This window comes from Cyanobium sp. ATX 6A2 (assembly GCF_024346355.1).
GTDB lineage: Bacteria > Cyanobacteriota > Cyanobacteriia > PCC-6307 > Cyanobiaceae > NIES-981.
On record NZ_JAGQCU010000006.1, the window covers coordinates 75,920 to 100,232 of the forward strand.

At 68.9% G+C, this 24,313-nt stretch carries 25 protein-coding genes; 20 read left to right on the forward strand and 5 right to left on the reverse strand.

Annotation, left to right across the window (positions count from 1 at the left end; translation table 11 throughout):
* Nucleotides 1-160: 160 nt before the first annotated feature.
* Entirely contained in the window at nucleotides 161-943 is a 783-nt protein-coding gene (locus KBY96_RS07510) for a BMC domain-containing protein (protein ID WP_254978836.1), read from the forward strand.
* Between the two features lie 8 nt (nucleotides 944-951).
* Here the strand turns inward: KBY96_RS07510 and KBY96_RS07515 are convergent, their stop codons facing one another.
* Nucleotides 952-1,533: a non-canonical purine NTP pyrophosphatase gene (locus KBY96_RS07515; RefSeq protein ID WP_254978738.1), complete on the reverse strand. Its 582-nt coding sequence runs from the start codon at nucleotides 1,531-1,533 to the stop codon at nucleotides 952-954.
* Nucleotides 1,534-1,743: 210 nt separating this feature from the next.
* On the opposite strand from KBY96_RS07515, the gene KBY96_RS07520 reads away from it, so the two are divergent.
* From KBY96_RS07520 to KBY96_RS07590, 15 genes are all read left to right on the forward strand, one after another.
* Nucleotides 1,744-2,058 carry a BMC domain-containing protein gene (locus KBY96_RS07520; RefSeq protein ID WP_254978739.1) on the forward strand — a complete coding sequence of 105 codons (315 nt, stop codon included), beginning with the start codon at nucleotides 1,744-1,746 and terminating at the stop codon, nucleotides 2,056-2,058.
* 92 nt (nucleotides 2,059-2,150) lie between these two features.
* Complete coding sequence (locus KBY96_RS07525) at nucleotides 2,151-3,563, forward strand: form I ribulose bisphosphate carboxylase large subunit (RefSeq protein ID WP_254978740.1); 1,413 nt, start codon at nucleotides 2,151-2,153, stop codon at nucleotides 3,561-3,563.
* Nucleotides 3,564-3,665: 102 nt separating this feature from the next.
* Entirely contained in the window at nucleotides 3,666-4,007 is a 342-nt protein-coding gene (locus tag KBY96_RS07530; protein WP_254978741.1) for a ribulose bisphosphate carboxylase small subunit, read from the forward strand.
* A 126-nt stretch (nucleotides 4,008-4,133) separates the two neighbouring features.
* On the forward strand, nucleotides 4,134-6,518 hold the full coding sequence (locus KBY96_RS07535; RefSeq protein ID WP_254978742.1) for a CsoS2 family carboxysome shell protein: 2,385 nt from the start codon (nucleotides 4,134-4,136) through the stop codon (nucleotides 6,516-6,518).
* Nucleotides 6,519-6,525: 7 nt separating this feature from the next.
* Entirely contained in the window at nucleotides 6,526-8,247 is a 1,722-nt protein-coding gene (locus KBY96_RS07540) for a carboxysome shell carbonic anhydrase (RefSeq protein WP_254978743.1), read from the forward strand.
* 1 nt (nucleotide 8,248) lies between these two features.
* Nucleotides 8,249-8,536, forward strand: a complete 288-nt coding sequence (locus KBY96_RS07545; protein WP_254978744.1) for a carboxysome peptide A — start codon at nucleotides 8,249-8,251, stop codon at nucleotides 8,534-8,536.
* Nucleotides 8,536-8,787: a carboxysome peptide B gene (locus KBY96_RS07550; RefSeq protein WP_254978745.1), complete on the forward strand. Its 252-nt coding sequence runs from the start codon at nucleotides 8,536-8,538 to the stop codon at nucleotides 8,785-8,787. The genes KBY96_RS07545 and KBY96_RS07550 overlap by 1 nt, the downstream gene beginning before the upstream one ends.
* 84 nt (nucleotides 8,788-8,871) lie before the next feature.
* A complete protein-coding gene (locus KBY96_RS16395; RefSeq protein ID WP_315859480.1) occupies nucleotides 8,872-9,513 on the forward strand; it encodes a BMC domain-containing protein in 642 nt (213 codons plus the stop codon).
* A gap of 5 nt (nucleotides 9,514-9,518) precedes the next feature.
* Nucleotides 9,519-9,986, forward strand: coding sequence for a bacterioferritin (locus KBY96_RS07560; protein WP_254978746.1), 468 nt, complete (start codon nucleotides 9,519-9,521; stop codon nucleotides 9,984-9,986).
* 93 nt (nucleotides 9,987-10,079) lie between these two features.
* Nucleotides 10,080-11,990 (forward strand): NAD(P)H-quinone oxidoreductase subunit F, encoded by a 1,911-nt coding sequence (locus tag KBY96_RS07565; protein WP_254978747.1) that lies wholly within the window; start codon nucleotides 10,080-10,082, stop codon nucleotides 11,988-11,990.
* The gene (locus KBY96_RS07570) at nucleotides 11,987-13,534 is read left to right on the forward strand and encodes an NADH-quinone oxidoreductase subunit M (RefSeq protein WP_254978748.1); all 1,548 of its coding nucleotides are present in this window, start codon (nucleotides 11,987-11,989) and stop codon (nucleotides 13,532-13,534) included. Before KBY96_RS07565 ends, KBY96_RS07570 begins: the two co-directional genes overlap by 4 nt.
* Nucleotides 13,534-14,694 carry a CO2 hydration protein gene (locus KBY96_RS07575; RefSeq protein ID WP_254978749.1) on the forward strand — a complete coding sequence of 387 codons (1,161 nt, stop codon included), beginning with the start codon at nucleotides 13,534-13,536 and terminating at the stop codon, nucleotides 14,692-14,694. The genes KBY96_RS07570 and KBY96_RS07575 overlap by 1 nt, the downstream gene beginning before the upstream one ends.
* A gap of 9 nt (nucleotides 14,695-14,703) precedes the next feature.
* Complete coding sequence (locus KBY96_RS07580; RefSeq protein WP_254978750.1) at nucleotides 14,704-14,976, forward strand: 4a-hydroxytetrahydrobiopterin dehydratase; 273 nt, start codon at nucleotides 14,704-14,706, stop codon at nucleotides 14,974-14,976.
* Nucleotides 14,973-15,908, forward strand: a complete 936-nt coding sequence (cbbX, locus tag KBY96_RS07585) for a CbbX protein (RefSeq protein ID WP_254978751.1) — start codon at nucleotides 14,973-14,975, stop codon at nucleotides 15,906-15,908. Before KBY96_RS07580 ends, cbbX begins: the two co-directional genes overlap by 4 nt.
* Before the next feature lie 183 nt (nucleotides 15,909-16,091).
* Nucleotides 16,092-16,454: a hypothetical protein gene (locus KBY96_RS07590; protein ID WP_396122296.1), complete on the forward strand. Its 363-nt coding sequence runs from the start codon at nucleotides 16,092-16,094 to the stop codon at nucleotides 16,452-16,454.
* Nucleotides 16,455-16,484: 30 nt separating this feature from the next.
* Here KBY96_RS07590 and dnaA read toward each other — a convergent pair whose 3' ends face one another.
* The gene (dnaA, locus tag KBY96_RS07595; RefSeq protein ID WP_254978839.1) at nucleotides 16,485-17,864 is read right to left on the reverse strand and encodes a chromosomal replication initiator protein DnaA; all 1,380 of its coding nucleotides are present in this window, start codon (nucleotides 17,862-17,864) and stop codon (nucleotides 16,485-16,487) included.
* A gap of 104 nt (nucleotides 17,865-17,968) precedes the next feature.
* On the opposite strand from dnaA, the gene KBY96_RS07600 reads away from it, so the two are divergent.
* From KBY96_RS07600 to KBY96_RS07610, 3 genes are read left to right on the forward strand one after another with little or no spacing between them, the layout of a single operon-like run.
* Nucleotides 17,969-19,117: a trypsin-like peptidase domain-containing protein gene (locus KBY96_RS07600; protein ID WP_254978752.1), complete on the forward strand. Its 1,149-nt coding sequence runs from the start codon at nucleotides 17,969-17,971 to the stop codon at nucleotides 19,115-19,117.
* Nucleotides 19,114-19,725, forward strand: coding sequence for a TIGR04282 family arsenosugar biosynthesis glycosyltransferase (locus KBY96_RS07605; protein WP_254978753.1), 612 nt, complete (start codon nucleotides 19,114-19,116; stop codon nucleotides 19,723-19,725). Before KBY96_RS07600 ends, KBY96_RS07605 begins: the two co-directional genes overlap by 4 nt.
* A gap of 6 nt (nucleotides 19,726-19,731) precedes the next feature.
* Nucleotides 19,732-20,436, forward strand: a complete 705-nt coding sequence (locus KBY96_RS07610) for a TIGR04283 family arsenosugar biosynthesis glycosyltransferase (RefSeq protein ID WP_254978754.1) — start codon at nucleotides 19,732-19,734, stop codon at nucleotides 20,434-20,436.
* A 25-nt stretch (nucleotides 20,437-20,461) separates the two neighbouring features.
* Here KBY96_RS07610 and KBY96_RS07615 read toward each other — a convergent pair whose 3' ends face one another.
* The gene (locus tag KBY96_RS07615; protein WP_254978755.1) at nucleotides 20,462-20,950 is read right to left on the reverse strand and encodes a GNAT family N-acetyltransferase; all 489 of its coding nucleotides are present in this window, start codon (nucleotides 20,948-20,950) and stop codon (nucleotides 20,462-20,464) included.
* 33 nt (nucleotides 20,951-20,983) lie between these two features.
* On the opposite strand from KBY96_RS07615, the gene KBY96_RS07620 reads away from it, so the two are divergent.
* Nucleotides 20,984-21,754, forward strand: a complete 771-nt coding sequence (locus KBY96_RS07620; protein WP_254978756.1) for an alpha/beta fold hydrolase — start codon at nucleotides 20,984-20,986, stop codon at nucleotides 21,752-21,754.
* 20 nt (nucleotides 21,755-21,774) lie between these two features.
* Here KBY96_RS07620 and KBY96_RS07625 read toward each other — a convergent pair whose 3' ends face one another.
* On the reverse strand, nucleotides 21,775-23,574 hold the full coding sequence (locus KBY96_RS07625; protein WP_254978757.1) for an ABC transporter ATP-binding protein: 1,800 nt from the start codon (nucleotides 23,572-23,574) through the stop codon (nucleotides 21,775-21,777).
* Nucleotides 23,574-24,278 (reverse strand): ATP phosphoribosyltransferase, encoded by a 705-nt coding sequence (hisG, locus tag KBY96_RS07630; protein WP_254978758.1) that lies wholly within the window; start codon nucleotides 24,276-24,278, stop codon nucleotides 23,574-23,576. The genes KBY96_RS07625 and hisG overlap by 1 nt, the downstream gene beginning before the upstream one ends.
* Nucleotides 24,279-24,313: the final 35 nt, after the last annotated feature.

Genomic DNA, 24,313 nt, shown 5'->3' on the forward strand with positions numbered 1-24,313 from the left:
CGACGCTACCGGCTATGGCGGCAGGAGCAAGGGGGAAACCAGGTCGGACGGTAAGATCCGCGCCAGGGCAGGTCTGCCCAGGCACCACTGACTCCGCCCACCCTCGCCCACTGCCACCCTCCACTTGCCTTCGCCCAGCCGTTCACGAGAGGACCTGGCGATCCGGCGGCGCAGGGGCCTGGAGCGGTCTGGTTCCTCCCTCTCCAGCGGACCCCAGATCACCGGCACCGTGATCGGTGCCCGCAGCGACGGGGCCAGCTGCGTGATCACCACCGACAGCGAGGGCATCCGGCTGGCGCGGCTGGACAGCCACGTGCAGTCGATCGAGCTGCGCACCTATGTGTTCCTCGATTCGCTCCAGCCCCAGCTGGCCGCCTACATGGGCACCGTGAGCCAGGGGTTCCTGCCCATCCCCGGCGACGCCTGCCTGTGGCTGGAGGTGGCGCCGGGGATGGCGGTGCACCGTGTCACCGACATCGCGCTCAAGGCCAGCACGGTGCGGCTCGGCCAGATGATCGTGGAAAGGGCCTTCGGCTCCCTGGCGCTCTACCACCGCGACCAGAGCAATGTGCTCCACTCGGGCGATGTGGTGCTCGAGGCGATCGGCAACACGGTGCAGCAGCGCAGCCGCTGCGAGGTGAGCTGGACCGAGATCATCCGGGCGATCACCCCCGACCACGCCGTGCTGATCAACCGGCAGAACCGCAGGGGCTCGATGATCCAGGCGGGGATGAGCATGTTCATCCTCGAGACCGAGCCGGCCGGCTACGTGCTGATCGCCGCCAACGAGGCCGAGAAGGCCTCCAACATCACGGTGGTGGATGTGAAGGCGGTGGGTGCCTTCGGCCGACTCACCCTCGCAGGCCGCGAGGGTGACGTGGAGGAAGCGGCGGCGGCGGCCATGCGAGCCATCCACCACATCAACGCCACCGCCCTGGGCTGAGCCGATGCTCAGCCCTCCAAGTGCAGCAGGCGGCGCAGGCCGGGGGCCAGCTGGCGGGCGGCCTTGCCGCGACTGCCGAGGCGGTTTCTGAGGTGCTGACCCATGCGGGCGTAGCTGCTGCCTGCCGCTCGCACGTGGAAGATCGGGTCGTAACCGGCGCCGACGCCATCGGGTTCGTGCAGCACCAGTCCATGGCACACCCCTTCCGACTCCAGCACCGTGGTGCCGCCGGGTTCGGCCAGGGCCATGGCGGTCACGAAGCGGCCGCCGCGGTAGAGCGAATCACCCAGTTCAGCGAGGAGCCGGTGGAGGCGTTCACGGTCGCTGGGGGCGTAGCGAGCCGAATAAATGCCCGGGGCGCCGCCGAGGGCATCCACCTCCAGGCCGGAGTCGTCGGCCAAGGCCCACTGGCCCGTGAGAGCAGCCACGGTTTCGGCCTTCAGCCGGGCGTTTTCAGCGTAGGTACGGCCCGTCTCCTCGATCTCCAGGCCCCTGGGCTGCTGACGCACCTGGAGATTCACACCCTCAAACATCGCTCCCAGCTCGGCCACCTTGTGGGGGTTGCCACTGGCGATGACCAACACCGGCATCAGCAACCTGCAACGGAGGCCATTGTGTCTCAGGGCCCACACACGCTGGCGCCCAAGCATTCGCTAACGATTTGTGTGGCACTGATCGGCTCTGCTTATCAATGACCTCGAAAACGGTGATGGACTTGACAGCTCCCATGGCTTGACGGGGGGTCACGCCGAGACCGAGGGTTACCTCGACCCCCTCCCCCCCTCCATCCGGAGCAGGACATGGCTAACGAAACCATGGGCATCGCCCTCGGCATGATCGAAACCCGCGGTCTGGTGCCGGCCATCGAAGCGGCCGACGCCATGACCAAGGCCGCCGAGGTGCGCCTGATCGCCCGCGAGTTCGTCGGTGGCGGCTACGTCACCGTGATGGTACGCGGTGAAACCGGTGCCGTGAACGCCGCGGTGCGCGCCGGCGCCGATGCCTGCGAGCGCGTGGGCGACGGCCTGGTGGCCGCCCACATCATTGCCCGTCCTCACCGCGAAGTGGAGCCTGCCCTGGGCAGCAGCGCCGGTTTCGTCGGTTCCAAGGACTGAGTCGTCTGAGGCCTGAATCCGCCGGGGCCTGAAACGCCCGTTCAGGCCAGACCCTCTGTCATTCCCGTTCCCGACCCAATCGCACCATCCCCATGAGCAAGAAGTACGACGCCGGGGTTAAGGAGTACCGCGACACGTATTGGACTCCTGATTACGTCCCCCTCGACACCGACCTGCTGGCCTGCTTCAAGTGCACCGGCCAGGAAGGTGTGCCCAAGGAAGAGGTCGCCGCCGCTGTGGCTGCTGAATCCTCCACCGGCACCTGGTCCACTGTGTGGTCCGAGCTCCTCACCGACCTCGACTTCTACAAGGGCCGCTGCTACCGCATTGAAGACGTTCCTGGCGACAAGGAAGCCTTCTATGCCTTCATCGCCTACCCCCTCGACCTGTTCGAGGAAGGCTCGATCACCAACGTGCTCACCTCCCTGGTGGGCAACGTCTTCGGCTTCAAGGCCCTGCGCCACCTGCGCCTGGAGGACATCCGCTTCCCCGTGGCCTTCATCAAGACCTGCATGGGTCCGCCGAACGGCATTGCCGTCGAGCGCGACCGCATGAACAAGTACGGCCGTCCGCTGCTGGGCTGCACGATCAAGCCAAAGCTCGGCCTGAGCGGCAAGAACTACGGCCGGGTTGTGTATGAGTGCCTCCGCGGTGGTCTCGACTTCACCAAGGACGACGAGAACATCAACTCCCAGCCATTCCAGCGCTGGCAGAACCGTTTCGAGTTCGTGGCCGAAGCCGTGAAGCTGGCTGAACAGGAAACCGGCGAGAAGAAGGGGCACTACCTCAACTGCACCGCCGCCACTCCTGAGGACATGTACGAGCGGGCCGAGTTCGCCAAGGAACTCGGACAGCCGATCATCATGCATGACTACATCACCGGTGGCTTCACCGCCAACACCGGTCTGGCGAAGTGGTGCCGCAAGAACGGCATGCTCCTGCACATCCACCGCGCCATGCACGCGGTGATCGACCGCCATCCCAAGCACGGCATCCACTTCCGGGTGCTGGCCAAGTGCCTGCGCCTCTCCGGCGGCGACCAGCTGCACACCGGCACGGTGGTGGGCAAGCTGGAAGGGGATCGTCAGACCACCCTGGGCTTCATCGATCAGCTGCGCGAGTCGTTCGTGCCTGAAGACCGCAGCCGCGGCAACTTCTTCGATCAGGACTGGGGCTCGATGCCCGGCGTGTTCGCCGTCGCCTCCGGCGGCATCCACGTGTGGCACATGCCTGCCCTGGTGGCGATCTTCGGTGACGATTCCGTGCTCCAGTTCGGTGGTGGCACCCACGGCCACCCCTGGGGCTCCGCCGCCGGCGCCGCTGCCAACCGGGTGGCGCTGGAAGCCTGCGTGAAGGCCCGCAACGCCGGCCGAGAGATCGAGAAGGAGTCACGCGACATCCTCATGGAAGCCGCGAAGCACAGCCCCGAACTGGCGATCGCCCTCGAAACCTGGAAGGAGATCAAGTTCGAATTCGACACCGTCGACAAGCTCGACGTGCAGTGATCGCCTGCACCAATGGAACGGGACGACGGCGTTGAGCCTCGTCCCGGCCAGCGGTGATCCACAGACATCCGGCTTCATTCATTCCATTCCTCAAGGATCCCCATGCCCTTCAAGAGCACCGTGGGTGACTATCAAACAGTCGCCACCCTGGAGACCTTCGGCTTCCTCCCGCCGATGACCCAGGACGAGATCTACGACCAGATCGCCTACATCATCGCCCAGGGTTGGACGCCCCTGGTTGAGCACGTTCACCCCAGCCGCTCGATGTCGACCTACTGGTCGTACTGGAAGCTGCCCTTCTTCGGTGAGAAGGATCTCGGTGTGATCGTGAGTGAGCTGGAGGCCTGCCACCGCGCCTATCCCGACCACCACGTGCGCCTGGTGGGATACGACGCCTACACCCAGAGCCAGGGTTCCTGCTTCGTGGTGTTCGAAGGCCGCTGAGCCCTCAGAGCTGAGCACTGAAACCAGGGCTCAGGATCTTCACTCCGATCCGCCTCTGATCACTCCGGGTCCCGGCCTCGGCCGGGACCCCTCCCCATCCACCAGATCTCCACCAGACGGGCGCCCATGGCCAGCACATCCAGCCGTGAAGCAGCACTCGAGCGCCGCCGGGCCCTCACCACAGCGGGCAAGAAGGCCGTCAGCCGCTACAGCTCCTCCGCCGGCAGGGTGCGCAGCGCCGCCGATGCCCGTGCCAGCCGCACCGAGATGACGGCAAGCCCGTCGCCGCTCCCCGCCGCCTCCCGTCCTTCACCGGAACGCGCCCGCGCTCCCCAACCGCTGAGCGCCATGGCCGCCACCCCCAGCCCCCAGCCCCGCAGCAACGTCCGGCGGGTCAGCAACCCCTGCCGCGACCTGGCCCTGACCCGGCGGGAAGCCATGAGCCGCAACGGCAAGCGGGCCAACACCTCCCGGGACCGCAACCGCGCCGATGTGGTGCGCACGCCCACCCCGGCCGCAGCTCCCGCCGCTGCAGCCGCCCAGCCCACGACCGGCACCAGCGCCTCCCAGGCCGAAACAGCCCGCCCGACGCTGAGCCTGGGATCGCTGAGCCATGGCGGCCACAGCGGCCTCGAGCGGCGCAACCAGCAGCGCCGGGTCCCGGCCCGGCACAACCCCAGTCGCTCCCTGGTGATGGCCAGGCGGGAAGCCCTGTCAAAACGGGGCAAATCGGCTGCCCTGCCCGGCAATGGCGCCGCAGCTGCGGTGGCCCGGCAGAACCACCCCGACCTCAGCACCCGGGAACTGGGCCAGAAGCTGCGGGAGCTCAAAAGCAAGGTGGGCAGTGCCGGCAGCGCCCGCGGCGGCCCAGTCCGGCCCACCGGCCCCAACCGCAACGGCGCCCGTCAGGCCGCCGCCGCAGACGCCCACTGGAAGGTGGGTGTGAGTGAAACCACAGGTGGTCAGGTGGTGACCGGCACCCAGGCCAACCGTTCGCTGAAGACCACCGGCAACGAGGCCGCCACCTGTCGGCCGATCACCGGCACCGAATACCTCGGCGCCGAAGTGTTCCAGACCTTCTGCCAGAGCGAAGCTCCCGCCCGCCAGCCGGACAAGGTGCGCGTCAGCGCCACCAGCCACGGCAACCGGGTCACCGGCAACGAGGTGGGGCGCTCCGACAAGGTGACCGGCGATGAGCCCGGCACCTGCAAGACGATCACCGGCACCGAATACATCTCCGCCAACCAGTCGGCCACCTATTGCGGCACGGTGTCATCCCCGCCGCGCAAGGTGGGCCGCAGCGAAACCCTTGGCGGTCAGGCGGTGTCGGGGGTGATGGTGGGCCGCTCGCCGCGGGTCACGGGGGATGAACCCGGCTCCGGCCTGCAGCTCACGGGGGATCAGTACCTCGGCGCTGATCCCCTGATCGCCGGCCAGGCGCCCGCAAAGGTGGAGACCCTGCAGACCCTGCGCGGCACCAGCGTCACCGGCACCGCGGTGGGCCGCAGTGAGCGGGTGACCGGCAATGAGCCGGGCAGCTGCCGCAACATCACCGGTGACGAGTACATCGGCAGCCAGCAGTACGAAGGTTTCTGCGGCGCCAAACCGGCTCCCGAGGCCCCCAAGGTGGGCTTCAGCGTGACCAACAAGGCCCAGGTGGTGAGCGGCACCCGCACCGGTCGCAGCAGCAAGGTCACCGGCGATGAACCCGGCACCTGCAAGGTGGTCACCGGCACTCCCTATGCCGGCCTGGAGCAGGCCTCCGATTACTGCAGCACCAGCGCTGTGCGCAGCATCCGCGAACGCACACCGGTGCGGGGCGGCAGCCGCATGAGCGGCATCCAACCCGGCATCGGCGGGGTGATGACCGGTGCTGAACGGGGCGCTTGCGAGAACGTGAGCGGAACCCCCTACGTGGGCGCCGACCAGCAGCAACTGGCCTGCGGTGCCGCAGCCCTCGGCGATGCCGACTTCCCCCAGTCGCTCGATGGCAGTCAGCCCTGGCAGCACTTCAGTGTGAAGTCGCCGGCGCGGGTCGCCCAGATCTCCCGTGAGCGGGGGGGTGGCGTCACCGGCACCAGCTATGAACAGGGCAACCGGGTCACCGGCCCCTTCGACCTGGCTGGCGGCAAGGTGACGGGCACCGAGCAGTTTCGCTTTGATCACCGTGCCGCCAGGATCTCCCGTGGTCCGATCGCCATGGCCACGCCCACGGGCGGCGAAGCGGAGGCCGCCCCTGGCCGGCCCACCTCACGGGTCACCGGTGAAGGGATCTCCAGCGGCCTGAAGATCACAGGTAATGACTGGGATCGGGGCGATCACGTCACCGGCACCGAGGGGGCGTCAGCCCGCCGGCGCAACCCCAGCCGCACCGGCCCGATGACTGCCGTGCCCGGCTTCCAGTCCAAGCGCAACGAGGACGTGCCGGAACCCGTGAGCCGGGTCACCGGCTCCAGCGGCAACACCAGCACCGGATCCCTGATCACGGTCTCCGGCGGCGCCCGCGGCTGAGCCGAGCATGACCCGCCGTCCGGCTGCAGCCACCCGCCCCCTTGCACCCACGGCGCCCCGTCGGCGTCCTGGGGCTGCGGCCGAAACCAATCCGGCTCAGGCCTCCACGGATGGGGCCGCAAGTCTGGACGGCAGTGCGGACGCGCCGGTGCTGCGCGGCACAAGGGCGCGGGCCGCCTATCAGCAGGCCCGCAGCCTCAGTCCTCTCACGCCGGCGCGCAACCAACCCCTGCGGCGGGCCCGCGCCAGCCGCCCCCAGGTCAACGGGATCGGCGCCAGGCCGCCCATCAGCCGGCGCGACGCGCTCGGTGGTGAGGGGAGGGAGCACCACCCGCTCACGAACGCGGCCGCCAACGCCGCCCTGCGCGGCTACGACGAGCAGGTGAAGCACCGCTTTGATCGCATCGTGCCCGTGCTCAAGCAGATCGCCGCTCTCCAGCACGAGGATCACTTCGAGGAGCGCGCCCAGGAGCTGGCGCGGGCGGAACTCGGACACGAACTGCCGCCACCGGTACTGGAGGCTGCCTGGGTGAGTCAGCTGGACATGCGCACCCTGTTCGCCTGGTGTGTGTTCGAGGCCTACGAACACACCAGCGCCGAATTCTTTGCCAGCGATCCGCTCAGCGGCCAGCCCGGCCGGGAGCCAGCCGACACCTTCAACGCCTTCCTGCTCTCCTGCGGCTTCCATCTGCTCGACATCACCCCCTGCGCCGATGGCCGGCTGGCCCATGCCATCGCCTATGCCCTGCGGCTGCCCTTCAGCTCGGTGCGCCGCCGTCCCCACGCCGGTGCCCTGTTTGACGTGGAGACCACGGTGAACCGCTGGGTGAAGACCGAGCACAACCGCTACCGGGAAGGGGTGCCCAACCCCGCCCACGAGCCCACCCGCTACCTGAAGGTGGTGCTGTACCACTTCAGTTCCCTCGATCCCAGCCACGAGGGCTGTGCCGCCCACGGCAGCGACGACACCCTGGCGGCCTCCTGCGGCCTGGCCCGCCTGCATGACTTTCAGGAGGCGGTGGAGAACAGCTTCTGCTGCGGCGCCTCGGTGGATCTGCTGCTGATGGGGATCGACACCGACACCGACGCCATCCGGGTGCATGTGCCCGGGATGGATGGCAGCACCCATCTGGATCGCTGGCTGGATGCGGCCGATGTCTACGACACCACCAGGGGCCTGGATCCCGATGCCGCCCGCGAGCGCATCGCCGCCATGGTGCTGGAGAACGCCGCCGCCAGCCCCGATCCCGGCATGGTGAAGCTCGTGAGCCGGCTACTGGAGAACAACATCTCGCAGATCGACTACGTGCGCCGCTACCACGGTGGGCATTACAGCGACGAGGGCCATGCCGAGCGCTTCATCGGCGTGGGCATCGGCTTCAAGGAGATCCATCTGCGCAACCTCACCTATTTCGCCTACATGGACACCGTCGAAGAGGGGGCCCCTGATCTGGATGTGGGCGTGAAGATCTTCAAGGGGCTGAATGTCACCAGGGGCCTGCCGGTGCCGGTGGTGGTGCGCTTCGACTACCACGGCCAGGTGCCAGGGGCCCGTGAGCGAGCGATCCGTCACTGCGAGCGGGTACAGGCCGCAATCGAGATCCGCTACGGCGATCTGTTCGAGCAGGGCCTCCTGCACGCCCTGCTCACCGTGCGCGACCAGGACCGTCACATCCCGGCCGAGACGATCGGTTCCACAATCACGTTCGCAACCGGAGGAGGGCACTGAAATGCTGATCTGCAAGGTGGTGAAACCCCTGGTGTCCACAAACCGCATCTCCGATTTCCAGCACAAGCACCTGCAGGTGGTGCTTGATGGCAGCACCCAGAAAGTGGCGGTGGATGCCGTGGGAGCGATTCCCGGCGACTGGGTGATCTGTGTGGGAAGTTCCGCGGCCCGGGAAGCGGCGGGCAGCAAGTCGTATCCCAGTGATCTGACGATTGTGGGCATCATCGATCACTGGGATCCCGAATCGGCCAAGACTGACGCAGAGCGCCTCGGCGGAGGTGGGGGGTGATGGAGATCATGCAGGTGATCACATCGCTGGTGTGCACCGAACGGGTGGGCGGCCTCAACCACTGCAACCTGCGGGTGCTGCGCAACAACAAGGGCAAGATGAGTGTGGCCGTGGATCCGGTGGGTGCCGCACCCGGCAACTGGGTGTTCACCGCCAGCGGCTCCGCCGCCCGCTTCGCCTGCCCTGATCCCGCCGTGCTCACCGATCTGACGATCGGCGGAATCATCGATTTCTGGGAGCCCGACGGCTAGAGATCGCCATCTAGCACCCCCCTGCTCCCCCCGGGTGTCCGCCCGCCTGAGCCTCCCGTCCTCCCCCGTCTTTCCTCCCTCGCCATGGCCACCAGTCCCCGCCCCTCCTCCAGCGTGCGGCCCGCCGAATCCACCCCTGCGGGGGCCAGCCCGGAGGCAGCCCCGGCGACCCCGGTTCCCGCCCAGGCCCCGGCGACGCCTGCAGCCAGCGGCAGCGCCGGCAGCGCGGCGCGGGCCCTTCCCGCCGCCGGCAGCGCCCGCAGCAGCAGCACCCGCAGCGCAGCCTCGCGTCCCGCGGCCAGCCGCACCACCACCAGGAGGGCAACCCCCGCAACGGCCAGCGGCCGCACGGGCGGCAGGGGGCGTAGCGCAGGGGGCAGCGGGGGCTCCAGCCAGGCGGCGGCAGCGGCCCGCAGTGAGGAGCCGGCCGTGAGGGGAATCGCCCTGGGCATGATCGAAACCCGCGGCCTCGTGCCGGCGATCGAGGCCGCCGACGCCATGACCAAGGCTGCTGAGGTCGCCCTGGTGGCTCGTGAATTCGTGGGCGGCGGCTATGTGACCGTGCTGGTGCGTGGGGAGACCGGTGCGGTCAACGCCGCCGTGCGCGCCGGTGCCGATGCCTGCGAACGGGTGGGCGACGGCCTGGTGGCGGCCCACATCATTGCCCGGCCCCACACTGAACTTGAACCGGCCCTGCGCCCCAGCGGCACCACCCGTCGTCTCTGATGCCCATGGACGCCGCGCATCCGCGCGTCCTCGGCTATCTCGGACGTGCCCTCAGCCTCGAACTCAGCGCCGTTCAGCAGTACATGACCCAGGCCTCCCTGGTGGAGGGCTGGGGAGACGCCGACGCCGCACAGCGCTTCCGCCAGGAAACGGTGCAGGAGATGCGCCATGCCGAAACGATCGTGAAGCGGATGCTGGCCCTGGGCGTGGCCCCCGGCTCGTCCCAGCTGCGGCCACCCGGCCATGGCCGTGACCTGGAGGCTCTGCTGCGTCAGAACATGGTTCTGGAGGAGGAGCTGGTGAACCTGTATGCCGAGGCCGTGCGCTTCTGCCTGCTGGTCGGTGACCGGGACAGTGAGGCCTTCTTCCGCCAGCTCTGGACTGACGAGCAGCACCATGCCGAGGACCTGGCGGGCTGGCTGCAGAGCCTGGGGGGCTGGCGCGCGCACCATCTGGAGCGGGCAACGTTTTAGGGCCAACGGGCCAAAAGCCAGCCTGGCCAAGGGGCACGCCCCTAGAGTCCGGCCCCAAACCCGTATCCACCACCACATTCTCGGCTCCTGCCCTTGCCTGTCCCACTGCCCCTGTCGCTGCAGCTGGCCTGGCTGATCCCGCTGTACGGCTTCAGCGGGCTGCTGCTGGCCCTGCCCTGGGCCTGCGGCCTGTTCCGCCGCAACGGCCAGCGGCCTGCCGCCTACCTCAACATCGTCGTCACCCTGCTGGCGGTGCTGCACGGCAGCCTGGCCCTGCGCGACGTCTGGCTGAGCGGTCCCCACCACATCAGCCTGTCCTGGTTCGCGGTGGCCGATCTCAACCTGCGCATCGGCCTCGACCTCTCGCTCTACACCCTGGCGGCCCTGGAGCTGGTGACGTTCATGAGCCTGCTGGCCCAGGTGTTCGCCCTCGGCTACATGGACAAGGAGTGGGCTCTGGCCCGTTTCTTCGGCCTGCTGGGATTCTTCGAAGGGGCACTCTCCGGGGTGGTGCTGAGCAGCAACCTGTTCCTGAGCTACTTCCTGCTGGAGATGCTCACCCTCTCCACCTATCTGCTGGTGGGCTTCTGGTATGCCCAGCCCCTGGTGGTCACCGCCGCCCGCGACGCCTTTCTCACCAAGCGCGTCGGCGACGTGCTGCTGCTGATGAGCGTGGTGGCTCTGGCGTCCTGGGCAGGCTCAATGGAATTCACCGACCTCTACAGCTGGATGGCTGACGCGCGCCTGAACGGCAGCGTCAGCCCCCTGGCCGGCACCTTGCTGGGTCTTGGGCTGATCGCAGGGCCGATGGGCAAATGTGCCCAGTTCCCCATGCATCTCTGGCTGGATGAGGCGATGGAGGGGCCCAACCCGGCCTCGATTCTGCGCAACTCGGTGGTGGTGACGGCCGGCGCCCTGGTGCTGATGAAGCTGATGCCGCTGCTGCAGCTCTCGCTGATCGCCAACGACGTGCTGCTGGTGGTGGGCACGATCAGCGCCCTGGCCGGCGCCCTGGTGGCCATCGCCCAGGTGGATCTCAAGCGCGCCTTCTCGTACTCCACCACCTCCTACATGGGGCTGGTGTTCGTGGCCATCGCCCTGCAGCAGCCGGCCATCGCCCTGTTGCTGCTGCTCTGCCACGGGCTGGCCAAGGCCCTGTTGTTCATGAGCGTGGGGGGGGTGATCGCCACCACCAACTGCCAGGACCTCACCGAGCTGGGCGGCATCGGCCGACGCATGCCCGCCACCCTCAGCGCCTACCTGGTGGCGGCAGCGGGGCTGGTGGGCCTGCTGCCGCTGGGCTGCTACTGGTGCTACGGCCAGATGGTGGAGGCCCTGAGCCCCGCTGCCCTGCCGTTCGCGGGGGTGTTCCTGCTCACCAACCTGCTCACTGCGGCCAACCTCACCCGCGTGTTCCGCTCCCTGTTCCTGGGGGCGGCGATGCCCAAGACGCGCCGCACCCCGGAGGTGAACTGGCTGATGGCCCTGCCGATGGTGAGCCTCAGCGTGATCGTGCTGCTCACGCCACTGCTGATGCAGCGCATCGATCCGGTGCCCGGCATCGCCGCCTTCTCCCTGCCCGTGGGCCTGGCCGTGGCGGCCAGCGGACTGGTGGGGGTGCTGGTGGGGGTGCTGATCCCCCTCAATCGTTTCCGCGCCCGACCGATCGCCGATCCCCTGCGCTCGCTGCAGAACCTGCTCTCCTACGACTTCTACACCGAGCGTTTCTACACAGCCACGGTGGTGGCCTTCGTGGCCGGGGCAGCCCGCTTCACCGACTGGGTGGATCAGCGGCTCGTGAACGGCCTGGTGAACGGCGTCGGCCGACTGTCCCTGCAGAGCGCCGAGAGCCTGCGGCTCAGCGTCAGCGGCCAGTTGCAGTCGTACGTGCTCACGGTGGTGGTGGCGATCGTGCTGCTACTCACAGGCCTCAGCTGGTGGGGCGGCCTTCCGGAGCTGCTCCCCAACGGGCTCGCTGCGGCCCCGCCGGAGGTGCTGAGATGAACCTGGCCGACCTACCCCTGCTGTCGCTGCTGCTGGCCATTCCCCTGGCGGGCAGCCTGGCCACCATCCTCTGGCCCGGCACACCGCTGCCGGAGCAGCTGCGCCGCGTGGCGATCGTGGTGATGGTGCTGCAGATCCTCACCAGCCTGCTGGTGCTGGTGCCCTTCGATCCCAGTGATCCGGAGCTGCAACTGCGCGAGATCCACAGCTGGGTGCCGGGCATCGGCCTCGACTATCGCCTCGGGGTCGATGGTCTGTCGCTGCCGCTGGTGCTCATCAACGGTGCTCTGACCCTGGTGTCGGTGGTGTGCACGCGGGAGTTCAGCCGCCGGCCGCGCATCTACTTCTCACTGCTGCTGCTGATCAGCGCGGCGGTGAATGGGGCCTTCCTGGCCGACAACCTGCTGCTGTTCTTCCTCTTCTATGAACTGGAGCTGATTCCCCTGTGGCTGCTGATCTCGATCTGGGGGGGTGCCGGTAGGTCCTACGCGGCCACCAAGTTTCTGATCTTCACGGCCATCTCCGGGATGCTGATCCTGGGTGCCTTCCTGGGTCTGGCCCTGCTCACCGGCAGCGTGGATTTCAGCCTCACGCCCGTCACCAGCGAGCGACTGGCGATGGGCAGCCAGCTGGTGTTGCTCGGGGCACTGCTGGTGGGCTTCGGCATCAAGATGCCACTGGTGCCGTTCCACACCTGGCTGCCGGATGCCCACACCCAGGCCTCCACCCCGGTGTCGGTGCTGCTGGCCGGCGTGCTGCTCAAGCTCGGCACCTACGGCCTGCTGCGCTTCGGCATGGGGCTGTTTCCCGAAGCCTGGGCCAGGCTGGCCCCGGCACTGGCCATCTGGGCGGCGGTGTCGGTGCTGTTCGGCTCCCTGGCCGCCATCGCCCAGCGCGACATGAAGCGGATGGTGGCCTACAGCTCGGTGGGGCACATGGGCTACGTGCTGCTGGCCGCAGCCGCCGCCACGCCGGTGGCGCTGCTGGGGGCCACATTCCAGATGGTGAGCCACGGCCTGATCTCGGCCCTGCTGTTCCTGCTGGTGGGCACCGTGTACCGCAAAACCGGCAGCCGCGATCTCGATGTGCTGCGGGGATTGCTGAACCCGGAGCGCGGCCTGCCCCTCACCGGCAGCCTGATGATCCTGGCGGTGATGGCCAGTGCCGGGCTCCCTGGAATGGCGGGCTTCATCTCCGAATTTCTCGTGTTCCGCGGCAGCCTCAATGCCTTCCCCCTGGCCACCCTGCTGTGCATGGTGGGCTCCGGTCTCACCGCCGTGTACTTCCTGCTGCTGGTGAACCGGGCCTTCTTCGGCCGGCTGGCGATCACGCCGGTGGATGATCCCCTGCGCCACGCCCGGCTGGACATCCAGCTGCCCAGCGTGGCCACGCGCGAAACGGTGCCGGCCATGGCCCTGGCGGCGGGAGTGGTGGTTCTGGGCCTGCTGCCATCCACCCTGGGCTATCTCAGTGAAGCCACCAGCACCGCCATGGCGCAATTGCCGGTGCTGCTGGCGGCCATCGGCGAGGGGGGTGCGAGCTGATGCCGGTGATGCCCGCCGAACTCACCATCGACGGCGGCATGCCGCCGGCCGAAGAGCTGGTGCAGCGCCTGCTCAGCGGTGAGACCCTGCTGGCCGACTCCCCCGATCACCTGCTGGAGGTGGTGGGAGTGCTGGAGAGCTATGGGGAGGTGCTGGATGCCTACAGCATCAACCTGATCTATCAGGCGGAGCGTCAGTTCCTCAATCCATTTCCGGTGTTCAAGTATTTCAACGGGGAGATCACACCGGGAAAGATCTGGCGCTATCTCAACCACGACCGCATCAATTTCGAATATGCCGAATACTGCATGAAGGCCATGCTCTGGCATGGCACCGGCGGGCTCGACGCCTATCTCGACAGTGATGCCTTCACCGCCTCCTGTAAGGCGATCATCGCCTGCAAGTGCCGCCGGGATCCTCTGCTGGGCCTGCTCCATCCCCTGGCTCCGAGCTTCCTGCCAGAGCTGATCCGCAGCGCCGCCACCACCCACGCCCTCGGCCAGTTCTGGCGGGTGATGAGCGATCTGTTCCTGGATCTGGCCAGCGCCGAGCGCGACGGCCGCGTGCGCTCGATCCCGGCAGTGGTGGCATTCATCAAGGATGGGCTGGTGGCCGCCGCCGCCAATCCGATCACCTATGCCGTGGAGATCGGCAGCCAGCCGCACTGGGTGCTGCCGCCCGAGGCCGGCCTCAGCTTCCTGGTGGATGTGGCGGTTCCCTACGTGGAGGCGGTGTTCCTGCGGGGCATGCCGTTCTTCGGCACCGTGAGCTTCAACGCCCAGGCCCGCCAGATCTCCACCGATCAGGGACGCTTCGCCTACGGGGCCCTCTACGCCGATCCCCTGCCCACCATGGGAGCCGGGATTCCCCCCAGCCTGCTGATGCAGGACATGCTCCGCCACCTACCGGAACCCCTGCACCAGTGGTACCGCCAGCGCAGCCGGGGCGACGGTGACGTGCGGGTGAAGATCTGCCGCAGCTTTCAGAAATCGATGTTCTGCGTCACCAACGCCGCCATCGACGGCACCATGCCCCACCCCCTCGATGCCGGCGAGCCCACCCAGCGGCAGGCCAACCGGGCCCACGCCGAGGCCTGGGCGGCGCGTTTGGCCGTGGCCCGTACCGACTGCCTGGACGGCGATCGGCCAGTGAGGGCCTAGGGTCGACCCATGGAGCAGCCGTGGACCCCCCGCCCCAAGCCCGAGCAGGCCGAGTGGCTGGAGCGGCGCCTGGAGTTCAGCGATTACGCCGGCACCCGCAGCTTCCTCGAGCGCCTCAACGCGCTCTGTGAGAGCGAGCAGCGCTTCCCCGACATCAGCTTCGGCCGCACCTACGTGAACCTCACCCTGCGGCCCGAGGCCGAGGGCGAGGGGGTGGGAACGCTGGAGCACGATTTCGCGGCCGCCATCGACGCCCTGGCGGCCAGCGCCCCGCGACCATGACAGAAGCCCCAGGGCCCCAATCCAGGCCCGACGGGGCGGTGGATCTGCGGGCGGAGTACGAGAGAGCGGGGGTGCAGGCGGTGCTCGATCAGCTTGATCGTGAGCTGGTGGGGCTCAAACCGGTGAAGGCCCGCATCCGCGAGATTGCCGCCCTGCTGGTGGTGAACCGGGCCCGCGAGCTGGTGGGGCTGGAAACGGCGCCGCCCAGTCTGCACATGTCGTTCACGGGACGGCCCGGCACTGGCAAGACCACAGTGGCCGAGCGCATGAGCAAGATCCTGCACGGGCTGGGCTACGTGCGCCAGGGCCATGTGGTCACGGCCACCCGCGATGACCTGGTGGGGCAGTACATCGGCCACACCGCCCCCAAGACCCGGGAGATGCTCAAACGGGCGATGGGCGGGGTGCTGTTCATCGACGAGGCCTATTACCTCTACCGGCCGGAGAACGAGCGCGACTATGGAGCCGAGGCGATCGAGATCCTGCTGCAGGTGATGGAAAGCAACCGCGACGATCTGGTGGTGATCTTTGCCGGCTACAAGGAGCGCATGGATGTGTTCTACCAGAGCAATCCTGGCCTCTCCTCGCGGGTTGCCAACCACATCGACTTCCCCGACTACAGCGCCGAGGAGCTGCTGGCCATCGCCCAGCTGATTCTGGCGGCTGAAAATTACCGCTTCAGCGACGAGGCCCGATTCGCCTTCGGCGACTACATCCAGCGGCGCATGCAGCTGCCCTTCTTCGCCAACGCCCGCTCGATCCGCAATGCCATCGATCGGGCCCGCATGCGCCAGGCCAACCGTCTGTTCAGCCGCATGGGCTCTGCGGTGACCAAGCTCGATCTGATGACGATCGAAGCGGAGGACATCACCGCCAGCCGGGTGTTCCAGGGTGAAGTGGAGGGCCTCGATCCCGCCAGACCGCTGATCTAGGCTCGCCGTGAACAATTAATCGAGCCCATGCCTCTGGCGTCCTTCTGCAGATCTCTGCTGACCCGATCACAGCTGGCGGCTCTCGCCCTGGCCTGTGGCCTGCCCCTGGCGGGCACCACTGCCGCGCGTGCTGAAACCTGCACCTTTCTGCGGCCGATCGGTGGCGACAGGGAGAGCAACATCGTGTCCAAGCGTGTTGAACGGCCGAAGGTGATGCCCATGGGCATGCTGCTTGGCCAGACCAACTGGAACACCGATTTCATCGTTGATCAGCCCTACAGCAGATACAAGTTTTTCTTCACAGCCAACTCATCCGATCCCAACGCCACCTATCCGGTGGAGGGATTCATGAAATTCACTGATGGGACGAGCTTGAAGGTCATTGATCAGGAGATGAGCCCGCCGACCGGCACCGGCAAGATGTTCGGCCCCTTCCTGGCCGTGCCCGGCAAGCAGGCCAGCCAGATGAACTTCAAGGTGGGTGCCAGCAAGAACCCGGAAGCGACAGGCTTCAGCTACCGCATCTCCGTGCAGGGCTGCAACTGATCAGCCGCCACGGGATCAGCCGCCAGTAGGTCAGCGCCGGCGGCGGCAGTCGATCTGCAGCAGGTCACGCACCTGCTGCACCTGGCGGGCAAGCACTGGATCAGTGTGGACCTTCTTCTCGATCTGCTCCACCGCGTACATCACCGTGGAGTGATCCTTGCCGCCGAACACCTCGCCAATGCGCGGCAGGGACAGGTTGGTGTTCTGGCGCATCAGGTACATGCCCACCTGGCGGGCCTGGCTCACGGCCCGCTTGCGGCTGGGACTGCGCATCTCATCGGCCCCCACGCCGAACACCTCTGACACCTTGGCCAGCACCTGATCCGGTTTCACCTCCACATCGCCACCGGCCGGATCGAGCATCGGCGCCACCGACTCCACCGTCATCGGCAGGCCGGTGATCGAAGCGAAGGCCACCGCCCGGGTGAGCGCCCCCTCCAGTTCGCGGATGTTGGAGGTGAAGCGACCGGCGATGAACTGGATCAGCTCCCGCGGCAAACGCATCTGTTCCTGCTCCGCTTTCTTGTGCAGGATCGCCATGCGGGTTTCCAGGTCAGGGACCTGGATGTCGGCGATCAGGCCCATGGAGAAGCGCGAGATCAGGCGCTCCTGCAAGCGGGGAATCTGGCTGGGGGGGCGGTCGGAGGCGATCACGATCTGCCGGCCGGCCTCATGCAGGGCATTGAAGGTATGGAAGAACTCCTCCTGGGTGTATTCCTTGCCCTCAATGAACTGGATGTCATCCACCAGGATGAGATCGGCGGCGCGGTAGCGGTCGCGGAAGCTCTGCATGGCGTCCTTGCGGATCGCCTGGATCAGGTCGTTGGTGAAGCTCTCGGTGGACACATAAAACACCCGCGCCTCGGGGTCGATCTCCAGCCGGTAGTGGCCGATCGCCTGCATCAGGTGGGTCTTGCCCAGACCCACGCCACCGCACACGAACAGGGGGTTGAACTCCCTGCCCGGCGCTTCGGCCACCGCCAGGGCCGCCGCATGGGCCATGCGGCTGTTGGGGCCCACCACGAAGCGGTTGAACACGTAGCGCGGGTTCAACCCGGATCCCACCGGGCGCGGTGGCGCCACGGACTGGGAGCGGGAGCCGGTCGGCGACGCGCCGCGGGCTGCGGGCGCGATGGATGCCGGGGCCAGCAGCGTGTCGTCGCCAATGGCCGCCGACACCTCCACCTGCACCGCGGTGCCGGTGATCTGTCCCGCAGCCGCCTCAATGGTGCCGAGGTAATTCTTGCGCAGCCACCCGCAGGCAAAGCTGTTGGGGGCCTCGAGCGCCAGCCGCTGGCCATCGAAGCCCAGGCAGCGTGCCGGCCGGATCCAGGTTTCGAAGGTGGGCTTGCTGAGGTTGGCCTGGAGCGTCTGCTGAATCTGGTGCCACAGCTGGTCGTCCTGCTGCACCGATCCCACGCCTCTCCGGTCGCGAACTCTACGCAGAGCCAACCCACCGCACCGTCTTTAATAAAGCGGAATGCCCGCGCAGCTGCCGCTCGCCACCCTCCCCCATGCCACGCACCGCTCCCTGCTCCCGCAGCGCCGGCCTCGCCGGCCTGATCGCCGCAGTGGCGTTGCTGGCCGGCTGCGGCGGCCGCACCATCCCCGGCCTGCCGCGCCTGCCGGGAGAGAACGGCGGCGAGACGGTGCGCATCAGCGACGCGCCACCGGCGGCGCCGCTGCAGGCCAGCAGCAACGTGATCGTGGAGGCTGTGGAGAAGGTGGGGCCGGCCGTGGTGCGGATCGACACCACAAAGCGGGTGATCAATCCCCTCGGCGGCCTCTTCGGCCGCGGGCCCACGATTCAGCAACAGCAGGGCCAGGGTTCGGGCTTCATCACCCGCTCCGACGGGGTGATCCTCACCAACGCCCACGTGGTGGAGGGCGCCAGTGATGTGTCGATCACCCTTCCCGATGGCCGCAGCTTCAGCGGCAAGGTGCTGGGCACCGACCCGCTCACCGACGTGGGGTTGGTGAAGGTGGTGGCCAGCAAGCTGCCCGTGGCGCCGCTGGGGGACTCCAGCCGCGTGCGGCCGGGTGAATGGGCGATCGCCATCGGCAACCCCCTCGGCCTCGACAACACCGTGACCGCCGGGATCATCAGCGCCATCCAGCGCACCAATGCCGTGGGTGAGGGCCAGCGGGTGCCCTACATCCAAACCGACGCCGCCGTGAATCCAGGCAACAGCGGCGGTCCGCTGATCAATGACCGCGGCCAGGTGATCGGCATCAACACCGCCATCCGCCAGGCTCCCGGCGCCGGCCTGAGCTTCGCGATCCCGATCGATGTGGCCCGCCAGATCGCTGCCCAGATCCTCGAGCGGGGCTACGCCAGTCACCCCTACATCGGTGTGCGGCTGCAGGCGATCACGCCCCAGCTGGCCCGCGAGATCAACGCCAGCACCGACGAGTGCCGCCTGCCCGAGGTGAATGGGGTGGTGGTGGTGGACGTGATGCCCGACAGCCCGGCCGACCGGGGTGGCATCCGATCCTGCGACCTGATCGAAAAGGTGGGCGGCGACGCGGTGCGCAACCCCTCCGAGGTGCAGCTGGGCGTGGACAAGGTGCGGGTGGGCGAGGATCTGGAGATCGTGGTGCGCCGCGGTAACGAGAGCCGCACCCTCACCGTGAAGCCCGCCGAACTGCCACGCCAGGGTTGAGCAGCACCCGGGAGCTGGTGGTGATGGCGCGCTGGCCCGCCCCCGGCCGCTGCAAGAGCCGCCTGGCTGCCGGTATCGGCAGGCGCCGAGCCGCGGCCGTGCAGGAGGGGTTGTGCCTGCACACCTGCGCCGTGGCCCGGCAGGCGCAGCGGCGCCTGGCCTTTGGCCTGGTGCTGGCGGTGCAGGGGCTGGGGCCGCGGGCCCGGCGGCGCTGGGGCACCGCCCTGGGCTGCGACCGGGCCGTGGCCCAGGGCGGCGGCAGCCTGGGCCTGCGCCTGCAGCGCCAGCTGCTGGCTGCCAGGCGCCGGGGGGCCCGGCAGGTGGTGCTGGTGGGCAGCGATCTGCCGCTGCTGGAGGCCGCTGAACTGGAACGGGCCTTCCGGGCCCTGGACAGGGCACCGCTGGTGCTGGGTCCGGCCGCAGACGGGGGCTACTGGCTGATCGGCCTGCGCGGCTCCTGGCCGGCGCTGTTCAGCGGCATCCCCTGGGGCAGCGGCGGGGTACTGGAGCACACCAGCCGCACGGCGGCCCGGCTGGGGCTGGAGCCCGAGTGGCTCAGCTGCCGCCACGACCTCGACTGGCCGGCCGACCTGGCCAGCTGGCGCTGAAGTCGGATGGATGGGCTGAGCGTGGTGATCGCCGCCCGCAACGAGAGCGCCCGCCTGCCGGCTCTGCTGGCCCAGCTGGCGGAGCAGCCCGCACTGGTGCGGGAGGTGCTGGTGGTGGATGGCGGCAGCAGGGACGCCACCGCCCTGGTGGCCCGGCTGGCCGGTGCCCGGCTGCTGCGCTGCACCCCGGGACGGGGCCGGCAGCTGGCCCTGGGCGCCGCCGAGGCGCGGGGTGCCTGGCTGATGCTTCTCCATGCCGACGTGCGCCTGCCGCGGCACTGGAGCGCCCGCATCGCCCGCGCGATCGGAGCCCACAGCGTTCAACCCGCCGCTGCGCCGGCCCGGGCCTGGTATTTCGATCTGGCCATCGAGGGCCGCAACCCCGCCCTGCGGCTGGTGGAACTGGGGACAGCACTGCGCAGCCGCTGGCTGCAGCTGCCCTACGGCGATCAGGGCCTGCTGCTCAGCCGCGACCTCTACGACGCCGTGGGCGGGATGCGGCCACTGCCGCTGATGGAGGATCTGGAGCTGGTCCAGCGCCTGCGCCGGCAGGCCCGGCTGCGCAGCCTCGGGGCAGATCTGCAGGTGGACGGGAGCCGCTGGCGGCGGCTGGGGGTCTGGCGCACCACCCTGACCAATGCCCGCCTGCGCCGTGCCTGGCGCCGTGGTGAACCGCTGGAGCTGCTGGAGCGGCGCTACTACGGCCGCTGATTAAGGGCTCCACAGGCCGGCGGGGTCAGGGGGCGTACCAGAAGGCACAGCGGCGCTGCAGGGGCTCCAGCTCCCAGCCCTGGTTCTGGTAGAACCCCACCACCCCCGGGTCGGCGAACAGGCTCACCCGCTCCACCTCCAGCTCGCGCAACTGATCGAGCACGTAGGCCATCAGGGAGCGGCCGAGCCCGGCCCCCTGGTAGTGGGGATGGACGGCCACATCCCACACGGTGGCCTCGACCACCCCATCGCCGGTGCAGCGGGCAAAGCCCACCAGCCGGGGCACGCGCGGATCATGGCGCCACAGACCCACCCGCAGCAGGCTGTGCTGCAGGGCCTTGCGCACCCGCCGCAGCGGGCGGCGACTCCAGCCCACGGCATCGCAGAGCTGCTCGAGCTCGAACAGATCAATGGCCCGCTCCCTGCTCAGCACCAGGCTCAACTCCTGGTTGGGCGTCTCGCAGAGGCGATGGCCGGGCCCGTAGAGATCGCTGAGCAGGTCCACCGGGGGCACGCCTGTGCAGACGGGGTGGCACGATCCTGACTGATGGACAGCCCCGCCCGCGACGCTCCCAGTACCCAGCGGCCGCTGCTGGTGGGGTTGCATGGCTGGCTGCTGTCCGGGCGGCTGTGGCAGCCGCTGGCCAGGGAGCTGGCACCGCGCTGGCAGCTCTGGGCCCCGGACCTGCCGGGGTTCGGCGGCAGCCCGCGGCCTCGGGGCCTGCAGCCCAGCCTGGCCAGCTACGGCGCCTGGGTGGCGCGGGAGTGCCGGCACCGCCACCAGGGGCCGGTGGTGCTGGTGGGCCATTCCCTGGGGGGCACGATCGGCCTGCACGCGGCACGGCAACTGGGCGACCAGCTGGCAGGGGTGGTGCAGATCGGCACCGGCGGGGGGGTGTATCAGCCGCGGCCGTTCGCACGGGTGCGACGGGGCGGCTGCCTGGTGTTGCGCTGGCGACCGCGCTGGCTGCTGCAGGTGCCCGGCAGCGACGCCCTGCGCAGCCCGCTGCTCGCCGACCTGCACGCCGCCCGCGGCCTGCTGGCCTGCAGCATGCGCCGCAGCGCCGTGAGCGCCCTGCCGCGGATCACCGCCGGGCTCACCGTGCCGAGTCTGTGGATCGCCGGCAGCCGAGACACCGTGATGGAGCCGCGCTACGTGCGCCATCTGGCGGGCTACGCACCGCGGCACCAGGTGACCGTGCTGGAGGGAGCGGGCCATCTGCCGATGCTGCAGATGCCGGCGCGGCTGGCGGACACCCTCACCAGCTGGCTGGAGGAGCTGCCGGCAGCCACCGCAGCGGGAGAGCTGGAGCGCTGATCGCAGCCCGGCAGGGCCGATCAGAGTGCCGCCAGACCCCGCTCCTGCAGGTCGGCCAACTGGGCGTAGAGGCCACCGGCAGCCCGCAGCTGGAGGTGGTTGCCCTGCTCGATCAGGCGGCCGCGGCGCAGCACCAGGATGCGGTCGGCGGCCTCCACGGTGGCCAGGCGGTGGGCGATCACCACGGCGGTGCGCTGCTGCAGCAAGCGCTCCAGATCCGCCTGCAGGGTGGCCTCGGTGGAGGGATCCATGAAGGCGGTGGCCTCATCCATCACCAGCACCGAGGGATCACGGATCGCCACCCGGGCCACCGCCAGCAGCTGGCGTTCGCCGGAGGAGAGGTTGGCCCCACGCTCGCGCAGCTCGGTGGCCAGGCCGTCGGGCAGCCGGGCCAGCAGGGGGGAGAGCCCCAGCTCGCTGCAGAGACGGCGCAGGGCGTCGCTGGGGATGGCGGCGTCGAGGCGCAGGTTGTCGGCCACGGTGCCGCTGAACAGGAAGGTGTCCTGGAGCACCACCCCCAGGCGGCGGCGCAGGGTGTCGATCGGCAGCTCGCGGATGTCGACGCCATCGAGCAGGATCCGCCCCTGCTGGGGCTCATAGAGCCGGCAGAGCAGGCGGATCACCGTGGTCTTGCCGGAGCCGGTTGGACCCACCAGGGCCACGTGTTCCCCGGGGGCGATCCGGAAGCAGAGATCGGTGAGGATTGGCTCGTCGGGGCGATAGGAGAAGGACACGTTCTCGAAGATCACCTCGCCGGCACTGCGGCGCTCAGCGCCGGTGCGCAGGGCCAGGGCCGAGCGCTGCTCCCGGGGCAGGTCGTGGATCTCGATCGGCTGCTCCAGCAGCTCCCCGATCCGCTCCACCGCCGTCAGCCCCCCCTGGATCTGGGTGAAGCGCTCCGCCAACTGGCGCAGGGGATCGAACAGGCGCTGGGAGAAAAGGATGAAGGTAGTGAGCGTGCCCAGGCCGAGGGCACCGGCGGTGACCATGGTGCCCCCCAGGGCCAGCACGGCGGCCACCGCCACCAGGGCCACCCACTCGATGTAGGCGGAGATGGCGCTGTCGTAGAAGATCGTTCCGGTCACCGCCTTGCGGTAGCGGTCGGTGGTGTGAGCGAAGCGGGCGCTGTTCTCGGCTTCGCGGCGGAACATCTGCACCACCTCCAGCCCCTGGAGGTTCTCCTGCAGGTCGGCGTTGAGCTGACTGAGCTCCTCGCGGACCCGGTAGTTGGCCCGGCGGTAGCGCCGCTGCAGCCAGAGCATGCCCAGCACCACCGGCACCTGGGCGGCGAGCAGCAACAGGCCCAGACGCCACTCGATCAACAGCATGGTGACGGCGATCACCGCCAGGGTCACCAGGTCGGCCAGCACCCCCACGGCGCCGCTGCCGAACACCTCGGCCAGGGCGTCCACGTCACTGGTGAGCCGGGTGAGCAACTTGCCCACCGGGGTGCGGTCGTGGAAGCGCAGCGACAGCGCCATGGCATGGGCGAACAGGTCGTCGCGGATGCGGGCGGTGAGCCGCTGACCCACGGCCTGCACGTTGAAGGTCTGCACGCCCTGGAGGCCAAGACGCACCAGCACCGCCGCCAGCAGCGTCAGCACCAGCAGGCGCAGGGCAGCCGGCACCGCCAGGCCCTGCAGCCAGGGCAGGGTGGGCTCCCCGCGCAGCACCGAGATCGCCTGGCCCACCAGCAGCGGCTGCACCGCCGCCGCCGCCGCCACCGGGATCAGCAGCAGCATGGTGAGCAGCAGACGCTTGCGGTCGCCGGCCACGTAGGGGAGCAGCCGCAGCAGGCGCTGGCGATCGAGGGTGGCCATCAGGCGCTCAGGGCCGCAGGCACGGCCCTTGAGGCGGCCGGGACGACACCGGCGGCGGCCACCCGATCAACGATCGCCTGCAGCCGGCCGTCGTCGAGGCGCAGGGCCAGGGGATGGGCCACCAGGCGGGCGGTGGAATGGAACAGGTCTTCGATGGCGATGAGTCCGTTCTCCTCCAGGGTGCGGCCGGTGGCCACCAGATCCACGATCGCCTCGCTCATGCCGGTGATCGGCCCCAGCTCCACCGAGCCGGCCAGGTGGATCAGCTCCACCGGCAGGTCGAGGGCCTCGAAGAACGCCTCAGCGCAGCGGGTGAACTTGCTGGCGATGCGGCAGTGGGCAGGCAGGTCGGCGGCCCTGCGGTAGGGGCTGCTGGCCTTCACCGCCACACTCATGCGGCAGCCGCCGAAGCCCAGGTCAACGAGCTGGGCCACCGGCAGTTGGTGCTCGCGCAGCACGTCGTAGCCCACCACCCCCAGCTGGGCCTGGCCGTAGGCCACGTACACCGGCACATCGGCATTGCGCACCAGCAGAGCCCGGGCGCGGCCGCAACGGCTCGGCACCATCAGCTGACGGTTGTCGGGCTCGAGCACCGCCGCGAAATCGAGCCCGGCGGCGGCGAAACGTTGCACTGTGTGGCGAAGCAGGGCCCCTTTGGCCAGGGCCACGGTGATGGGGGCCGGAGCTGGAGCCGGTGCGCTCATGCGGGGGCGGGAGCGGTGAACATGGAACTGGACCG